The following is a 15354-nucleotide window of genomic DNA, read 5'->3' as shown; positions in this document are numbered from 1 at the left end:
GAATACGGCTTGCCCGTTTGCGATCGCGCATCGGGCTTCCGAAAATACCGCACGATGACCGTTCATTGCTGCGGCGAGCGCATTGCGCTCCTTGCTTATCGCTATGTATCAACCATCTTTCGATTTTTTCATCTTCGGCTTCATCTCGCCCACGTTCGGCCGGTCGTTCACGTCGTCATGAGCCAATACGCTGCGTCAGCGATCCTGTATGCCGCGAAGGCGGCGACCAGTGTCGCAGGAACGGCGTCAGCCTGATCACTCTCGCACGAGGTCGGTCGAAGCTGCCGCGCGTCGGCGACGCGTACCGGGAATTTTCGCTGCGGTCTTCGTCGGGATTTTCTCCGACCACGTTCCGCAGCTCGCACGCGGCTCGAACCAGGTGGGCAGGCACACGGGTTCAACGGCACTCGGTGTCTCGAGCTGCCCGAGCAGCAGTTCGGCCGCGCGCTTGCCGAGCAGATCGGGGTCCCGCATGACGGTCGCGATTGGCGGCTGGTGAAAGCGGCTGAGAGGAACGTCGTCGCAACAAACGAGCGACAAGTCGATGCCAAGCCTCAATCCCCGCCGGTGAATTACCCGCAGCGCGCCCTCCAGCAACTGATTGCCCCCAAGAATCACCGCGCTCGGCGGTGCGTCCCCGGCGAGCATCTCTTCGAGCGCGGCTTCGCCGTGTTCCGCCGAAAGCATTCCCCGATGAACGAGCAGATCGCGCGCGACACCAAGGCCGTCGAATGCGTCCTCGACTGCACGGATGCGCTCGCGAGTCGGACGCACGTCACGACCCACGACCAGACCGATCCGCCTGTGCCCCGACGCGAGCAGGTGACGTGCGGCGTCGCCAACGCCACGATAGTGATCGGAGAGCACGTAATGGGCGACGATATCTTCCGGTAGTGTGCGATCGATCAGCACCACCGGTGCCTTGGTGTTACGCAAAGCGGCAAGCGTCGCGGGATCGTCCTCGAGAGCGGGCAGCACGATCAGTCCGTCGACCTGACGCTGCAAGAGCACTTCGATACGCTCGGCATCGACGCTCGCCACGCCACCCGAATTGGTGAGCAACACCGAGAAGCCCGCGAGGCTCAGCACGCCTTCCGCCCCGCTGACGATCGACGCGATCAGCGGATTCGTGATGTCCGATCCGACGAAACCGATCGATCGCGTCGCCCGGCGGCGCAGGCCCTGCGCCAAGGCGTTGGGCGCATAGCCCAGTTGGCGGGCCGCGTCCAGCACGCGCTGCGTCAATTGAGGACTTGAGCCGGGCTGCCCCGACAGCACGCGCGACACCGAAGCGATGCCCACGCCGGCAAGGGCGGCCACGGCCTTGATGCCGGTGCGCGTCGATGCTCCCTCAGCGGAGTCTTTGCTCATGGTTTACCCCTTCGTTCTTGACTATCAAGTCTACTGCATTTATTGTCTGGAAACGTTTCCCGGAAACGTTTCCAGAACGCTGGAACGGCACCTTTCGCCGGACGGACGGGACTCGGATTACGCAATCGATCGACCGAACGGCGCAGCCTTGCATGCGCCATCGCCCGCGAGGCTCAGGCTTCCGGCCCTGTAGACGGCGCACGCTTGGCCCACGTGACAAGTCGCTGCGCCCTGTAGAAGAGGTGATTCTTGGAAAGCGTATCCCGCCAGTCGCCGGAAGTCCGGCGCGCCATCCGCAATACGATCCTGAGCGCGATCGTCGGAACCGCCGTCGAGTGGTACGACTACTACCTCTACGCCACTGCGGCGGCGACGCTCTTCAACACCCTGTTCTTTCCGTCCTACGACCATCTGACGGGCACACTGCTCGCCTACGCGAGCTTTGCAATCGGCTTCATCGTGCGGCCCGCTGGCAGCGTGATCTTCGGGCGCCTGGGAGACCGCATCGGGCGCAAGGCGGTCCTCATCATTACCCTTCTGTTGATGGGTGGCTCGACCACGCTGATGGGTGTGTTGCCGACCTACGCGCAGATTGGCGTGTGGGCTCCGGTGCTGCTGTGCGTGCTACGCGCGCTGCAGGGGCTCGGCTCCGGCGCGGAGTACGCTGGCGCGGTGCTGATGGTGATCGAGTACGCACCGACGAAACGCCGTGGCCTGTACGGCGCGCTGCCCTATACCGGTGTCGCGCTCGGGCTGCTGATGTCGCTTGCCACTTTCCATCTGTCTTCGAGCCTCTCGAAAGCGGCCTTCGAAGACTGGGGCTGGCGCATACCGTTCCTTCTTTCCGCAGTCGTAGTGATGCTCGGGTTGGTATTGCGCAGCACGCTCAAGGAGACGCCGGTCTTCGAAAAGATCCGCAAGCAGAACGCGGTGGTCAAGGCGCCGATCAGAGAAGTATTCAGTACGTCGCTGCGCCCGATGCTGTGCGCGTGGGGCGCCCGGCTCGGCGACAACTCGCTCGCCTACATCTATGAGTCGTTCGTGATCGTGTATGTCACGCAGCAACTGCATATGTCCCGGGATCTCATCGTCACGGCGCTGATGTTCAGCACCGCGTTGCAGTTCATCACCGTGCCGCTCTTCGGCTGGGTATCGGACCAGGTCGGCCGCAAGCCGGTGTACATCGGCGGTGCACTGATCTCGGGCCTCGCCATCTTTCCCTTCTTCACGATGCTGCAATCGGGCCAGCTGGTCTGGATCTACACGGGTCTCTTCCTCGTTTCGTCGGTCGCCAAGACGATGATGACTTCCGCGCAGAGCCCCTGGCTTGCCGAGATGTTTCCTTCGCGCGTGCGCTACACAGGCTTCTCGCTGGCCCGCGAAGTTACCTCGCCGATCTCCGGCGGCATCGCGCCGATGATCGCCGTTGCACTGCTTGCCGCAGGGGGCGGATCGCCGCATCTGGTTGCGTGGTACGTGGTCGCGCTGGGTCTCATCACGGCGGTGTCGGTGTTCCTTGGGCCGGAGACACGCGGCAGGAATCTCGACGAGCCGGCTGAGTCCACGCCGTCTGCGATGTCCGAGAGCATGGAAGCGCACGCCAAGTAACGCGATATCGAACTACCGAACGCCTGAGAAGGCATATCAACTGTCAGTCAAGGAGCAGGGTCAATGAAGATCGTCAAAGTCGAGCCTATGCACGTCGGCCAGTTCATGTTCGTTCGCATCGAGACCGATGCCGGCATCGTCGGCTACGGCGAAGCTGGCATCTGGGGGCACATCGAGGCCGCAGGCACCGCGGTCAGGCGCTTTGCGGAGTATCTGGTCGGCAAGCGCGCCTTCGACATCGAACATCACTGGAACGTGATGCACCGGTTCAGCTATTTCCAGGGACTCGCGATCAACTCCGCGATCTCGGCCATCGACATCGCGCTCTGGGACATCAAGGGCCGCGCGCTCAATGTTCCCATCTATGAATTGCTGGGTGGACCGGCGCGTAACAAGGCCCGGATCTATGGCCACATTTACGAGAGCACCATCGAAAAGGTGCTGGAAGAATGCCAGCGCAAGATGGAGTCCGGCTTCACCGCATTCGGACACATCAACCCGTTTCTCGACGAAGGCAACGACCAGGTTTACTTCAAGACGCACATCAAGAAAATGCGCGACGCGATTCAGAACGTGCACCGGATGCGTGAGGTCGTGGGCGAGAAAGTCGATCTGCTGGTCGAACTGCACCGGCGCCTGACGCCAGCCGAAGCGATCACGTTCACGAACGGCATCGAAAGCGCGATGCCAATGTTCGTCGAGGATCCGATCCGCCCCGAAGGCCCCGACGCGATGGCTCGGGTCGCCGAAAAGATTCGCGTGCCGATCGCCACGGGCGAGCGGTTCTGCACGATCTATGAGTTCCAGGCGCTCCTTTCCCGCAACGCCGTGGAGTATGCGCGGGTGGACGTGGCCGTTTGCGGCGGGATTACGGGCGCGAAGAAAGTCGCTGCGATGGCGGAGGCACATCATGTGCAGGTCGTGCCGCACAATCCACTTTCTCCGATCGGACTTGCCGCCTGTTTGCAAATCGCGGCCGCGATTCCGAACTTCGCGATTCAGGAATACTCGACGGGTTTCGAAGCAGGCGTCTTCGAATCGACGGGCAAGCATTTGGGTAGTGACATCGTAGACTTCGTTCCTTTGCCGACGAACGGTTTCGTCGATATTCCGACGGGTCCCGGTCTCGGGATCGCGCTCCTGCCGGACGCGCAGAGAATTCGTCCGCCCCTGTCCAAACCGATCTCGATGCGCCCGCACTATGACGGGTTCATTGTCGACCAGTAAGGGGAGACGTTACCCACGAGCGGCGAAATCGCGCTCCACCGGCCAAGTCAACGCTGTGGCCGGCCGGTGGGCGGAAGCGGTTCGCGACTGGACCGCGCGCGTCGCACATCGCTGCACAGCGAAAATCCGACAAAAGCTAATGTGAAGCGTTGCTCAACGCCTTCCAGACGACCTTGGTCGCCGTACGAAACGCGACGAGGTCCGGCGCATTTCGCCCTGATCGTCGCAAGAATACGATCAGCCCCTGCCAGTGCGAATAGATGAGCGCGCCGCGCAGACGGCACTCGTCACGCGCTAGCGCGGGATTGATTTCCGCGACGAGTTTGCTGAAAACCTCCTGAAAGTCGCCGCTGACCCTGACCATCAGGTCTCGTACCGACGCCTGATGTTCGGCCAGACACCAGACTTCGAGCGCGAAGGGACTGACGACATTGTCCGGCCCCGTCAGAACGTCGAACGTTTCGTCGAGAAGCGTTTCCAGACGCGCTTCGGGCGTCCGCAGTGCATCGTCGGCGAGCAGGCGAAATCGTTCGAGATAACGCTTTCCCATTTCTTCGATCGTCGATTGCAGTAGCGACTCCCTGCTGCCGAAGTAGTGCTGCAGCGTGCTCAGGCGTACGCCCGCATCCGCCGCGACGCGCCGTTGAGTGAAGCCGGCGTTGCCCTCACGCGCAAAGACACGGATCGCGACTTCCAGAATTTCGGGAATGCGTGTGGTCCGGTTGCCGCGCGACTTCGACGCACCCTTCGCGTCCTTTCCGCTGATGTCCTCGGACGTGATGTTCATGAGTTCCATATGGCCGATCTCCTGCGAACCGACTGGGGTCAGGCAAGCGCGTCGCCTGCACCTGTATCAAACCAAGATTTGGTCAAACAACCCAATTATATAGGTCAAATCCGGTTTCGATGCTAGACCCAAACACTCGTTTATCGCCAACACACATATAAATAGCGCGTATACCCTAGCTTAGATCGCCTTGATAATTGGTCATTTGACCACTAATATTTGGTCAAAGGACCAATAAAAATAGTCGCCCGGCGTCACGTCCGGCACGCAATCGCCTGCAGCACATCTGCCGGTAGAAAGGAGCATCGAAATGAACCGCCACGCAAGTTCATTGCATCGTCTGGTGGACAAATGGCTTGGTCCGACGCAAGCCACGCCGGCGCGAGTCGTCCGGATGACGCGAAGAGGCGCGCACCCGACGCGTTGCATACGCGTCGAAGTAGAGCGGCCGTCGGGTTTGCTCTCGGTCCTGTTCTTTCGCCACGACGACGGAACGTGGTGCGTGTTTCCGCCGACGAACCGTCGTCCGTCGATGAACGCATTGCGCTTCGCAGCCTGAAGTCATCCCGGCGACCTGCCGCGCTGTTCAAGAAGGCCGTCCCCGGATTTACCCGTCCTTGACATCGCCATGCAAACGTAGCAGTATCGAATCAAAGGTTGATCCAATGAAACAAAGTTAGTTTCACTAGAAACCTGATTCGAACTCGATCAACAGCGTCAAGGCGACACGCAAAACCAGGAGAGGCGACGATGAGCAGCGCACTTGAGGGACTGAAAGTCCTCGACTTTACCCAGATGATGAACGGCCCTTTCGGCACGATGCTGCTTGCCGATTTCGGCGCGGACGTGATCAAGGTGGAACCGCCCGCAGGGGACACGATGCGCCTCACGGGTGAGACCTTCCTCGGCGACGATGCCGTCTATTTCCTCACGTTGAACCGTAACAAGCGCAGCGTCGTGCTCGATCTGACGACCTCGGAAGGCCAGCACACCGCGCAGGAAATGGCGAAGCAAGTGGATATCGTCGTGGAGAACTTCCGGCCGGGCGTCGCGGAGAAGCTTGGCATCAGCTATGAAAAGCTGTCGGCGGGGAATCCGCGCCTGATCTATTGCTCGACTTCCGCATTCGGCCGCACGGGTGCGGACAGCATCCGCCCCGGCATGGACCCCGTCGTGCAAGCGATGTCCGGAATCATGCAACTGACGGGCGACGAGCAGACCGGCCCATTGAAAACCGGCATGCCGTATGCGGATTTGATCACGCCGCTGCTCTCGACCATCGGCGTGCTCGCCGCCATCCAGTCGCGCAACGTCACGGGCCGCGGCCAGCGCGTCGATCTCTCGATGCTCGACGCGACCATCTTCAGCATGATCCCGCGCGACGCGTATTACTTCGCGACCGGCGAGACGCCGGGACGCATCGGCAACGCGCACTGGCAGATCGTTCCGTACAACACGTACCGCACATCCGACGATCGCCATGTGATGGTGATTGCGCATACGGACAAGTTCTGGCGCGTGCTCGCGGCGGCCGTCGGTGCCGAAGCCCTGCTCGCCGACGAGCGCCTGAAGACGAAGGACGGGCGCCTCGCGCACCGCAATATCGTCGATGCGGGGCTGGCCGATGCCTTCGCAAAACAGCCGCTCTCGCACTGGAACGAGACGCTGCTCGAAGCGCAAGCGATGTTCTCGCCGGTGCTGAATTTTCAGGAAGTCTTCGAAGACCCGCGCGTGCAAAGGGATCTGGTCGAGGAACTCGATCACCCGACGGCCGGCAAGTTCAAGGTCGTCACGAACCCGATCCGCCTGTCGGAGACGCCGACTTCGATTCGCCGTCCGCCGCCGACCATCGGCCAGCACACGGACGAAGTCCTGCGCGAGTTCGGGCTGGCCGCGAAAGACGCGGAACAGTCGGCCGCCGCAGCCTTGGGAACCGAGTGATGTCAGCCATGAACCCGTGCCACGGCATCGGCTTGCCCGAACTCGCGCGCGACGAACCGCCGCTGAAAGGCGTGCGCGTGCTCGACTTGTCGCGTGTTCTCGCCGCGCCTTTCTGCGCGATGATGCTCGCGGACCTCGGTGCGGAAGTGACCAAGGTCGAGCATCCGAAGGGCGGAGACCAGACGCGTCACTGGGGCACGGCCATCGAAGGCGGCGAGCGCACCTACTATCTCGCGATCAACCGTACGAAGCAGTCGGTCGCGATCGACTTCTCGAAGCCGGAGGGCGCGGAGCTCGTAAAGGCGCTGGCCCGCGAAAGCGACATCCTTGTCGAGAACTATCTGCTCGGCACGCTGGAGCGCTATGGGCTCGGCTACGAAGCCTTGCGCCAGGAAAACCCGAAGCTCATCTACTGCTCGGTCAGCGGTTATGGACGCACAGGTCCGAGTGCGCAACGTCCCGGATACGACTCGGTGATTCAGGCCGAAAGCGGCCTCATGTCGATCACCGGCGAGCCGGAAGGGGAAGCGTCGAAGGCCGGCGTGCCGATCTGCGACATCACGGCCGGCATGTACGCAACGCAGGCAATCCTCGCCGCCTTCGTGCGACGCCTGCGCAACGGGCGCGGCGAAGCGATCGACATCGCGCTCTTCGACTGCACCCTCGCGAATCATGTCTCGGTGGCGGCCAACGCGCTACTGTTGAACAAGGCGCCCGGGCGCTACGGCAACAGTCACGCCGACATCATCCCGCAGGGTCTGTATCACGCGGCCGATGGCCCGATCATGTTCCACGTCGGCAGCGACGTGCAGTTCGCGCGTTTCTGCTCGGACGTCCTCGACATGCCGGGTCTCGCCACCGATCCGCGTTTCATCGACAACGACGCACGCCGCGCCAACCGCGACGCGCTCGATGAACTGATGTCGGCGCGCCTCAGAACACGCTCGCGCCACGAATGGGTGCCGCTCTTCCGAGGCGCGGGCGTACCGGCGGGCCTCGTGCAGAACGTGCTCGAAGCGCTGAACTCGGATGAATCGAAGGCGCGCGGCATGGTCTGCGAGATCGACCATCCAACCGCCGGCCGCATCAGTCTCGTGAACTCGCCGCTGAAGATGCGGGAAAGCTCGCTGGCGCCGCCGAAGGCCCCCCCGCTTTTCGGCGAGCACACGGACCTCATTCTCGGCGAGAGGCTGCATCTCGACGCCGCCGCCATCGCCCGCTTGCGTGAACAGAACATCGTACGTTGATACAAGGAGACCTTTGATGGACGACTACAAAGCATCCGCGCCGGCCTTTCCGATGCGCCGCTGCCCGTTCGCCCCGCCGCCGGAATACGCGGAGATCCGCAAGAACGAAGGGCTCTCGAAAGTAACGATGCCCGATGGCACCGAAGCATGGATCGCGACCCGCTACGAGGACGTGCGCGCGATCCTCGGCGACCCGCGCTTTTCAACGGCGCCCTCGACGCCGGGCTACCCGTTCATCGCACCGGCCCGCGCGGCGCTGCTGAAAGCGGAGTATCCGCCGACGATCATCCGCATGGACGCGCCGCAGCACACGAAGTATCGGCGGATGCTGTCGAAGGAATTCATGGTGCATCACATCGACGCGATGCGCCCCGAGTTGCAGCAAACGGTCGACACGTTGCTCGACGAGTTCATCGCGAAGGGTTCGCCCGCCGATTTGTTCGAGGACTTCGCGCTCACCGTGCCGACCACCGTCATCTCGCGGATGCTTGGCGTGCCCTACGAAGACCGCGATTTCTTCCAGGAGCGCAGCAAGGCCAAGCTCGACCTCACGGCCGATCCTGAAGTGCCGGTGCGCGCGGGCGCCGAGATGCGCGAATATCTCGACCGCCTGATCACCGAGAAGATGGCGCATCCGGGCAATCGCAGCGACCTGATCAGCCGCCTCGTGACGAGCCAGGTCGTGCCCGGCCACATGACGCGCGAAGAAGCGCTCGCGACCATCGAACTGCTGCTGATGGGCGGCCACGAAACGACGGCGAACATGATCGCGCTCGGCACGCTGTCGCTGCTCACGCATCCCGAGCAGAAGGACGCGCTCGTCGCCGATCCGTCGCTCGTGCGCAATACCGTCGAGGAAATGCTGCGCTTTCACACGATCGTGCATTACAACGGCCCACGCGTCGCGATGGAGGATGTCGAGGTGGCAGGCACGCTCATACGGAAGGGCGAGGGCGTGCTTGCGCTGATCACGGCGGCCAATCGCGACCCGAAAGCATTCGATCACCCCGACCAGTTCGACATCCATCGTCCCGCGCTGCATCACGTCGCATTCAGCTACGGCGTGCATCAGTGCCTCGGACAGCCGCTTGCACGCGCCGAGTTGCAGATCGTCTTCACGACGCTCTTCCAGCGCCTGCCGAAACTGCGGCTCGCGGTGCCGCTGGACGACATCAAGTTCCGCTACGACGCGTTCGTGTACGGCGTCGATGCATTGCCGGTCGAGTGGTAAGCGAGTTCAGCGAACCGGCTAACGTGGCCGCGCATCCCGCGCGGGCATGCAGCAATCATCAGGAGACAGACATGAAAATCAACGTTGACGCGACGAAGTGCATCGGTGCGGGTTTGTGCGTGGTGGCAGCGCCGGAAGTCTTCAGCCAGAACGAGGACGACGGGCTCGTCATCGTATTGCAGGAAAGCCCGCCGCCGCATCTTCACGAAGCCTGCCGTGAAGCGGCGCGCCTGTGTCCCGCGCTCGTGATCACGTTCGACGAGTAAGCAGCGTTCGCCGAGAGCCGCAACACGTTCACAAGGGTCATGACATGAAGGACGCGGGAATCTTGATCATCGGTGCAGGGCAGGCCGGCTATCAGTTGGCCGTGTCGCTGCGCGACGCCGGCTACGAAAAGCGCGTGGTATTGATCGGCGACGAGCCAGATCTGCCGTATCAGCGCCCGCCGCTTTCGAAGGCGTTCCAGAGCGGCGACTGCGAAGCGGAGCAGGTCACATTTCAGAAGGAGCCCTTCTACGAGGGCCGCAGGATCGAACTGATGCTCGGCGTGCGCGTGCTGCATATCGATCGCGAGCGCCGTCACATTACGACCGGTGACGGCCGGCGCTTCGAGTACGAGCATCTCGTGCTCGCGACCGGCGCGCGCAACCGGTTGCTGCCCGGCTGGGACAGTGCGACTTCGGGCCTTCTGACACTGCGCACGCTGCACGATGCGCATGCCTTACGTGAGGCGCTCAACCGCTCGAAGCGCGCGGTGATCGTCGGCGCGGGTTTTCTCGGGCTCGAGTTCGCCGCTGTCGCCGCGAAGCGTGGCGTCGCGGTGAGCGTGATCGAAGCGAGTTCGAACCTGATGAGCCGTGCGGTCAGCGCGCCTGTTGCCGAGGCGTTTCGCGGGCATCACGAGTCGCTTGGCGTGAGCTTCAGCTTCGATAGCGGCGTGAAGCGCATCTGCACGGAAGCGGGCCGCGTGATCGGCGCCGAGACGACGGACGGCGTGCTGCACGAAGCCGATCTCGTGGTGGTGAGCATCGGCGTGGTGCCGAACGTGGAACTCGCGAAGGATGCGGGACTCGAGATCGCGAACGGCATCGTCGTCGATCTGAATCTCGCGACGAGCGACCCGTCGATCTCCGCGCTCGGCGATTGCGCGGCTTTTCCGTCGCGTTTCGCGTTTGGCAACTGCCGGATCGAATCGGTGCAGAACGCCGTCGATCAGGCGCGCTATCTCGCGCAGCGCCTGACCGGACACACGCACGGCTTCGAAGCGGTGCCGTGGTTCTGGAGCGATCAGGGCGGCGTGAAGCTGCAGATCGCGGGCGTTGCGATGAACCGGGCCGACGAAATCGTCCTGCGCGGCGACCGCGCGGGCCTCAAGTTCTCGGCCTACGGATTCTCGAAGGGGCAGCTCGTCGCGGTCGAATCGGTCAACCGACCGGCGGACCACATCGCCGCGCGCAAGCTGCTCGCCGCCGATGCGCCCGTCACGCCCGCGCAGGCCGCCGATTCGCAATTCGACCTGAAGACCGTGCTCCAGTCCGTCACCTAGAAAAAGGAGTGTTTGCAGATGTCGACGATTTACGAAAGCCTGGGCACGCAGAGCGCGAGCTTCATCCGCGGCACACACCGTCTCCTGATCGGCGGACATTGGGTCGATGCGCAATCGGGCAAGACCTTCGATGTCTTCGATCCGGGCACGGGCGAAGTTGTCGCGCGCGTGGCTGAAGGCGACGCCGTTGACGTCGACCTCGCCGTGCGCGCCGCGCGCCGCGCGTTCGAAACGGGCGACTGGGCGAAGATGAAGCCGGCGGACCGCACGCGCGTGATGTTCCGGCTCGCGGATCTCATCGAACAACATGGTGACGAACTCGCCGAGATCGAAGCCGTGGACAACGGCAAGCCGCTCGCGGTGGCGAAGCGCGGCATCGCGGGCACGGCGGAAATGCTGCGCTATATGGCCGGATGGGCGACCAAGCTGAACGGCGAATCGGTCAACGTATCGGTTCCGGGCGAATGGCATGCGTACACGACGCGTGAGCCGGTCGGTGTCGTCGGGCAGATCATTCCGTGGAATTTTCCGCTGTCGATGGCGATCTGGAAGATAGCGCCGGCGCTCGCGACTGGCTGCACCGTCGTGCTGAAACCCGCCGAACAGACGCCGCTCAACGCGTTGCGGCTCGGGCAGATCATCCAGGAAGCGGGCATCCCGGACGGCGTGGTGAACGTCGTGACCGGCTTCGGCGCGATGGCGGGCGCTGCGCTCGCCGCGCACCCTGACGTGGACAAGATCGCATTCACGGGGTCGACCGAAACCGGCAAGCGCATCGTCCAGGCCGCGTTGGGGAATTTGAAGAAGGTATCGCTGGAACTGGGCGGCAAGTCGCCCGTATTCGTCTTTCCCGACGCCGACCTCGACCTCGCGACGACGGGCGCGGCCAACGCCATCTTTTTCAACAGCGGCCAGGTGTGCTCGGCGGGCTCGCGGCTTTTCGTGCACCGCAAAGTGTTCGACCGCGTTATCGAAGGCGTCGTCGAGCATGGCGACACGCTGAAGGTCGGTCACGGACTCGCGCCCGGCAGCCAGATCGGCCCGCTGATTTCGAGCCAGCAGATGCAGCGCGTCAGCGCCTATATCCGCCAGGGCGAGGAAGAGGGCGCTCGCCGCATGAACCGCCAGAGCGCGCCGGACAACGGTGGCTATTTCGTGCGGCCGACGGTTTTCATCGATACATCGACCAGCATGTCGATCTATCGCGAGGAGATTTTCGGGCCGGTCGTCTGCGCGATGCCGTTCGACGACGAGGATCTCGAAGCCATCGCGGCCGAGGCGAACAACAGCGAGTTCGGTCTCTTCGCCGGAATCTGGACGCAGAACCTGGGTGTTGCGCACAAGCTCGCGCGACGCATCAAGGCAGGCTCGGTGTCGGTGAACGCGCATATGGTCAACGAGCCCGCGCTGCCGTTCGGCGGCTACAAGCAATCGGGCTGGGGACGCGAGCGCGGACGCGAAGTCCTGGACCTCTACACGTCCGTAAAGAGCATCGCGATCAACCTCGACTGAGGGACCGCCGAGTCCGCACGCGCCCATTCTAAAAGATCAACACGATGACATCCTTCGACTACATCATCGTCGGCGGCGGTTCGGCCGGTTCGGTGCTTGCCAACCGCCTGTCGGCGAATCCGTCCACGAACGTTCTGCTGTGCGAGGCGGGCGCGGACCTGCCGAACGACAATCTGCCGGCCGCGATTCTCGACAGCTACCCCGGCACCGCCTATCTGAACCCTAACTACCTGTGGCCCGGCCTGCAGGTGACGACGGTCGCGCCCCGGGATGGCACGCAGCCACGCAAGCTGCGCAAGTACGAGCAGGCGCGCATTCTGGGCGGCGGCTCGTCGATCAACGGGCAGTTCTTCAACCGCGGCGCGCCGGGCGATTACGACGACTGGGCGGCGCGCGGCGTCGAAGGATGGGATTGGGAAAGCGTGCTGCCGTACTTCAAAAAGATCGAGCGCGACATCGACTTCGACGGCCCGCTGCACGGCAGGTCCGGGCCCATTCCGGTGCGCCGGATTTTCCCGGACGCGTGGCCGAAACATGCGACAGCCGTGGCCGCCGCGCTCGAGGAATCGGGCTACGACTATCTGCCCGACCAGAACGGCGAATTCCGCGACGGCTATTTCCCGATCGCGATTTCCAATCTCGACGAACAACGCGTGTCGGCGTCGATGGGCTATCTCGACGCCGCAACCCGCAAGCGGCCGAACCTCACGATCTGGACCGGAACCGAAGTCGCCGGCCTCCTGTTCGAAGGCACGAAGTGCTGCGGCATCCGGCTCGAATCGCCGGGTCGTCCCGCTGAAGTGCGCGCGCGCGAAGTGATTCTCTCGGCGGGTGCGCTGCAATCGCCCGCGATCCTGCTGCGCGCGGGCATCGGGCCGGCGGCGCATCTGCGCGAGCGGGGCATCGCGATCGTCGCGGAATCGAAGGGCGTCGGGCAGCATCTGATGGAACATCCGTCCGTCGCGCTGGCTTCGTTCCTTCGCAAGCCCGCACGCGTGAACGACGCGACCCGACGGCACATCCTGCTCGGCTGGCGCTATTCGTCGGGCATCGGCGGCGCGCCGGCGGGCGACATGTTCGTCTCGGTCGTCACGAAGACGTCGTGGCACGCGGTCGGCGAACGTATCGGCACGATGCTGATGTATGTGAACAAGCCGTTTTCGAATGCGGGCGAAGTGAGGCTCGCGTCGCGTGACTGGCGCGCGCCGCCTTCGGTCGATTTCAATTTCCTCTCCGACGAGCGCGATCTCGACCGCCTCGCCGACGGCTTTCGACGCATGGCGTCGGTGCAGGCGCTCGCGGCCGTCCGGGCCGTCACCGCCGACCCGTTCCCGGCAAGCTATAGCGAGAAGGTCCGGCAGGTGGCGCTGCTCAGCCGCCGCAACAAGGTGATCACCGATGTGCTTGCCACCTTGCTCGACGGCCCCGCGCCATTGCGGCGTTTCCTGATGACGCGCGTGATCGCGGGCGGCGCGACGCTCGCCGATCTCCTCGCCGACGATGCCGCGCTGCGCGACTTCGTGCGCAGCGCGTGCGTGGGCGTGTGGCATCCGTCATGCACGTGCCGCATGGGCCCCGACGGCGATCCGCTCGCGGTGACCGACCCTCAGGCGCGCGTGCGCGGCGTGCAAGGATTGCGCGTGGTCGATGCATCGATCTTCCCGCATATCCCGAGCGGCAACCTCAACTTTCCGACGATGATGGCCGCCGAAAAAGTGGCCGACATGATGGTCGGCCAGCGGGTTGTCGCAGCCGTTCAGGTGGCCTAGCGCGTGGGCGGAATCGCGGCGTCGCCGGGGATCAGTACGGCGCGGCCGCGGATCGTGCCGGCTTCGAGGGCATCGAAGGCGCGCATCGCATCGTCGAGCGGGAAGCGCGTGACGAGCGGCTTGATGTCGCCGCGCCGCGCGAGCGCGATCACCGCCGCGAGGTCGCCGTAGGTGCCGCCGTACGGGCACATGACGGAGACACCACGCGGCAGGGGATTGCCCGCCGAGCGCGCGACGAACGGATACGTGCCGCCCGAGAGGCCCACCACGCGAATCGCGCCCGAGCGTCCGACGATCGCCGCCGCGAGCCGCAGCGTCGCGTCGTTGCCGACGAAATCCAGCACGACGTCCGCGCCGAAACCGTCCGTCATCGCGACGATCTGGTCGGCCAGCGCCGGATCGTTCGATGAGAGCGCGACATCCGCCCACGGGCGCGCGGCCTCGATCGCGGCATCGGAAAGGTCGGTGGCGACGATGCGCGTGGCTGTCGTCGCACGCAGGATCTGCGCCGCGAGATTGCCGAGTCCGCCGAGTCCGATGATCACCGCTGTCGAGCCTGGATGCAGGAGTTCGAAGCACGTGCGGATCGCGTGATAAGGCGTGAGCGCGGCGTCGGTGAGCGTGGCGGCGATCGCGGGATCGAGATCGCCGATCGCAACCAGCGCGCTTGCTGGCGCGCACACGTATTCGGCCATGCCGCCGTTTTTTGTCACGCCCGGAGTCGGAGGCGGATTGAGTCGTCCGCCGGTGCGCCGGCATGCGTTCTGCCGCCCTGCAAGACACGCGCTGCACGCGCCGCAGGACCAGCACGGATGCACGACGACCCGGTCGCCCGGGCGCCACTGCGTCACGCCCGCACCGGTCTCCTCGACGACACCCGCTATCTCGTGTCCGAGTGTGGTGCCGTCGGGCGTGCGCGAGTCGGCTGCGCTGCGAATATGCAGATCGGTCTGACAGAGGCCTGCCGCGAGGACGCGCAACACGACTTCGCCGGCTCCGGCGGACGGAATGGGCAAATCGGCGAGCGCGACGTCGCCCGGTGCGCGCAACTGCACGCCGTGCATGTGACCACAAAGATGCGTTGGCACTTTCTCTCCTTGGGAACAAGCCGACTC

13 protein-coding genes are annotated in these 15354 nt (G+C 63.9%); 10 read left to right on the top strand and 3 right to left on the bottom strand.

Features of this window, described 5'->3' with window-relative positions; all coding sequences use genetic code 11:
* Positions 1-255: 255 nt before the first annotated feature.
* Positions 256-1371, bottom strand: a complete 1116-nt coding sequence (locus tag AWB65_RS16025) for a LacI family DNA-binding transcriptional regulator (RefSeq protein WP_087668090.1) — start codon at positions 1369-1371, stop codon at positions 256-258.
* A 249-nt stretch (positions 1372-1620) separates the two neighbouring features.
* Between AWB65_RS16025 and AWB65_RS16020 the strand changes: the two genes are divergently transcribed.
* Positions 1621-2979, top strand: a complete 1359-nt coding sequence (locus AWB65_RS16020) for an MFS transporter (protein WP_087668089.1) — start codon at positions 1621-1623, stop codon at positions 2977-2979.
* A 63-nt stretch (positions 2980-3042) separates the two neighbouring features.
* Positions 3043-4206 carry a mandelate racemase/muconate lactonizing enzyme family protein gene (locus AWB65_RS16015; RefSeq protein ID WP_087668088.1) on the top strand — a complete coding sequence of 388 codons (1164 nt, stop codon included), beginning with the start codon at positions 3043-3045 and terminating at the stop codon, positions 4204-4206.
* Between the two features lie 136 nt (positions 4207-4342).
* On the opposite strand, the gene AWB65_RS16010 is transcribed toward AWB65_RS16015, so the two are convergent.
* Entirely contained in the window at positions 4343-5002 is a 660-nt protein-coding gene (locus tag AWB65_RS16010; RefSeq protein WP_087668087.1) for a TetR/AcrR family transcriptional regulator, read from the bottom strand.
* 301 nt (positions 5003-5303) lie between these two features.
* Between AWB65_RS16010 and AWB65_RS16005 the strand changes: the two genes are divergently transcribed.
* The 8 genes from AWB65_RS16005 to AWB65_RS15970 all read left to right on the top strand — a co-directional run bounded on the left by AWB65_RS16005 (position 5304) and on the right by AWB65_RS15970 (position 14239).
* Positions 5304-5552, top strand: a complete 249-nt coding sequence (locus AWB65_RS16005) for a hypothetical protein (protein WP_087668086.1) — start codon at positions 5304-5306, stop codon at positions 5550-5552.
* Between the two features lie 191 nt (positions 5553-5743).
* Positions 5744-6934, top strand: a complete 1191-nt coding sequence (locus AWB65_RS16000) for a CaiB/BaiF CoA transferase family protein (RefSeq protein WP_087668085.1) — start codon at positions 5744-5746, stop codon at positions 6932-6934.
* Positions 6934-8181: a CaiB/BaiF CoA transferase family protein gene (locus AWB65_RS15995; RefSeq protein ID WP_087668084.1), complete on the top strand. Its 1248-nt coding sequence runs from the start codon at positions 6934-6936 to the stop codon at positions 8179-8181. The genes AWB65_RS16000 and AWB65_RS15995 overlap by 1 nt, the downstream gene beginning before the upstream one ends.
* Positions 8182-8197: 16 nt before the next feature.
* Entirely contained in the window at positions 8198-9412 is a 1215-nt protein-coding gene (locus AWB65_RS15990; protein WP_235007639.1) for a cytochrome P450, read from the top strand.
* Positions 9413-9483: 71 nt separating this feature from the next.
* On the top strand, positions 9484-9678 hold the full coding sequence (locus AWB65_RS15985; RefSeq protein ID WP_087659187.1) for a ferredoxin: 195 nt from the start codon (positions 9484-9486) through the stop codon (positions 9676-9678).
* A gap of 44 nt (positions 9679-9722) precedes the next feature.
* Positions 9723-10958, top strand: coding sequence for an NAD(P)/FAD-dependent oxidoreductase (locus tag AWB65_RS15980; RefSeq protein ID WP_087668083.1), 1236 nt, complete (start codon positions 9723-9725; stop codon positions 10956-10958).
* 18 nt (positions 10959-10976) lie between these two features.
* Entirely contained in the window at positions 10977-12470 is a 1494-nt protein-coding gene (locus AWB65_RS15975) for an aldehyde dehydrogenase family protein (RefSeq protein ID WP_087668082.1), read from the top strand.
* A gap of 44 nt (positions 12471-12514) precedes the next feature.
* On the top strand, positions 12515-14239 hold the full coding sequence (locus tag AWB65_RS15970) for a GMC family oxidoreductase (RefSeq protein WP_087668081.1): 1725 nt from the start codon (positions 12515-12517) through the stop codon (positions 14237-14239).
* On the opposite strand, the gene AWB65_RS15965 is transcribed toward AWB65_RS15970, so the two are convergent.
* Complete coding sequence (locus tag AWB65_RS15965) at positions 14236-15327, bottom strand: alcohol dehydrogenase catalytic domain-containing protein (RefSeq protein WP_200821727.1); 1092 nt, start codon at positions 15325-15327, stop codon at positions 14236-14238. The genes AWB65_RS15970 and AWB65_RS15965 overlap by 4 nt on opposite strands.
* Between the last annotated feature and the right edge of the window lie 27 nt (positions 15328-15354).

Source organism: Caballeronia humi (assembly GCF_001544475.1).
Lineage (GTDB): Bacteria > Pseudomonadota > Gammaproteobacteria > Burkholderiales > Burkholderiaceae > Caballeronia > Caballeronia humi.
This window is presented reverse-complemented; position numbering and strand designations above follow the sequence as displayed.

Bases quoted from the DNA above. Each gene is read 5' to 3' on its own strand.
- AWB65_RS15980 (WP_087668083.1), top strand. From the start codon at position 9,723: ATGAAGGACGCGGGAATCTTGATCATCGGTGCAGGGCAGGCCGGCTAT.
- AWB65_RS16025 (WP_087668090.1), bottom strand. From the start codon at position 1,371: ATGAGCAAAGACTCCGCTGAGGGAGCATCGACGCGCACCGGCATCAAG.
- AWB65_RS15970 (WP_087668081.1), top strand. From the start codon at position 12,515: ATGACATCCTTCGACTACATCATCGTCGGCGGCGGTTCGGCCGGTTCG.
- AWB65_RS15990 (WP_235007639.1), top strand. From the start codon at position 8,198: ATGGACGACTACAAAGCATCCGCGCCGGCCTTTCCGATGCGCCGCTGC.
- AWB65_RS16005 (WP_087668086.1), top strand. From the start codon at position 5,304: ATGAACCGCCACGCAAGTTCATTGCATCGTCTGGTGGACAAATGGCTT.
- AWB65_RS15985 (WP_087659187.1), top strand. From the start codon at position 9,484: ATGAAAATCAACGTTGACGCGACGAAGTGCATCGGTGCGGGTTTGTGC.
- AWB65_RS15995 (WP_087668084.1), top strand. From the start codon at position 6,934: ATGTCAGCCATGAACCCGTGCCACGGCATCGGCTTGCCCGAACTCGCG.
- AWB65_RS16010 (WP_087668087.1), bottom strand. From the start codon at position 5,002: ATGGAACTCATGAACATCACGTCCGAGGACATCAGCGGAAAGGACGCG.
- AWB65_RS16015 (WP_087668088.1), top strand. From the start codon at position 3,043: ATGAAGATCGTCAAAGTCGAGCCTATGCACGTCGGCCAGTTCATGTTC.
- AWB65_RS15975 (WP_087668082.1), top strand. From the start codon at position 10,977: ATGTCGACGATTTACGAAAGCCTGGGCACGCAGAGCGCGAGCTTCATC.
- AWB65_RS16000 (WP_087668085.1), top strand. From the start codon at position 5,744: ATGAGCAGCGCACTTGAGGGACTGAAAGTCCTCGACTTTACCCAGATG.